The organism is Streptomyces colonosanans (assembly GCF_001866645.1).
Taxonomy (GTDB): domain Bacteria; phylum Actinomycetota; class Actinomycetes; order Streptomycetales; family Streptomycetaceae; genus Streptomyces; species Streptomyces colonosanans.
Map to the genome: position 1 here is coordinate 1 of NZ_MLYP01000107.1, position 1,900 is coordinate 1,900.

The 1,900-nt window shown below is 66.9% G+C and carries 1 protein-coding gene; it reads left to right on the forward strand.

From position 1 onward, the window contains the following. On the forward strand, positions 1-1,900 hold a 1,900-nt coding region (locus BIV24_RS29665), incomplete at both ends, for a non-ribosomal peptide synthetase (protein ID WP_143064699.1).

Genomic DNA, 1,900 nt, shown 5'->3' on the forward strand with positions numbered 1-1,900 from the left:
GAGTTCGCTACTGATTTGTTTGATCGGGTGTCGGTTGAGGAGTTGGCCGGTCGTTTTGGTCGGTTGTTGTCGGTGGTGGTGGCGGATCCGGATGTGCGGGTGGGTCGGCTGGAGGTTTTGTCGGCGGGTGAGCGTGGGGAGCTGCTGTCGGGTTGGCAGGGTGAGCGGGTTGGGGTGCCGTGGGCGTCGTTGCCTGTGGTGTTCGAGCGGCAGGTGGGCCGTTCTCCGGATGCGGTGGCGGTGAGCTTTGAGGGTGTGGAGCTGTCGTATGCGGAGTTGAATGCGCGGGCGAACCGGTTGGCTCGGTTCTTGGTGGGGTGTGGTGTGGGTCCGGAGGGGCGGGTGGCGTTGGTGCTGCCGCGTTCGCCGGAGTTGGTCACGGTGATGCTGGCGGTGTTGAAGGCGGGTGCGGCGTATGTGCCGGTGGACCCGCAGTATCCGGCCGAGCGGATCGCCTACATGCTTCAGGACGCCACCCCGGCGGTGGTGATCACGTCGGAGGCGGTCCGTGAGACTGTGCCGGATGGTGTGACCGCGCTGGTCCTGGAGGACATCGCCGACGGCGTGGCGGTGGAGTCCGGGGCGGATCTGTCGGACGCGGACCGTCGGTGTGCTCTGTCTCCGCTGCATCCTGCGTATGTGATCTATACGTCGGGTTCGACGGGACGACCGAAGGGTGTGGTCGTTGGGCATGCGGGTGTGGTGAACCTGGCGTTGGACCACGTGGCACGGCTGGGCATTGATGAGCGCAGTCGTCTGCTGCAGTTTGCTTCGCCGAGTTTTGATGCGGCGGTGGCGGATATGTGGCCGGCCTGGTTGGCGGGCGCGACGCTGGTGCTGGGTGCGGCTGAGCGTCTGGTTCCCGGGCCGGAGCTGGTGCGTCTGGTGGGTGAGTGCGGGGTGACGCATGCGACGCTGCCACCGGCGACGCTGCCGGTACTGGCGGAGGCGGGAGGCCTGCCCGAGAGGCTGACGCTGGTGGTGGCGGGTGAGGTGTGTCCGCCGGAGGTGGCCCGTCAGTGGTCGCGTGGCCGTCGGATGGTCAACATCTACGGTCCGACCGAGGCGACGGTGGCGTCCACCGCAAGTGTGCCCCTCTCTGGTGAGGGCGTGCCGCCGATTGGTCTGCCGGTATGGAACACCTGTGCATACGTGCTGGATGCGGGGTTGTGTCCGGTGCCGGTGGGTGTGGCGGGGGAGCTGTATCTGGCGGGTGCGCAGTTGGCGCGTGGCTACCTGAATCGGCCGGGTCTGACGGCTGAGCGGTTTGTCGCTGATCCGTTCGGCGAGCCGGGGGCGCGGATGTATCGCACGGGTGATGTCGTGCGTCGCCGTCGGGATGGGCAGCTTGAGTATGTCGGTCGTGCGGATGAGCAGGTGAAGGTCCGTGGTTTCCGGGTCGAGCTCGGTGAGATCGAGGCGGTGGTTGCCGGGCATCCACAGGTCTCGCAGGTGACGGTGATGGCCCGGGAAGACCAGCCCGGTGAGAAGCGGCTGGTCGCCTATGTCGTGCCGGCCGGTGGACAGGACAGTCTTGAAGGCGCTGACGTGCGCCGTTACGTGGGCTCGGTGCTGCCGGAGTTTATGGTGCCGGCCGCTGTTGTGGTCCTTCCCGAACTCCCATTGACCGCGCACCGCAAGGTCGACCGGCGTGCACTCCCCGCCCCCGACTACACCGCGGCCGTGTCCTCACGTGCCCCGCGTAGCGAGCGTGAGCGAGCCTTGTGTGAAATCTTCGCGGAGGTGCTGGGAGTGGAGCGGGTCGGCATCGACGACAGCTTCTTCGACCTCGGCGGCCACTCGCTCCTCGCCACCCGCGTCATCAGCCGCATCCGCACCGTACTCAATGTTGAACTCCCACTCCGATCCTTCTTCGAAGGACCCACGGTCGAGCGGCTGG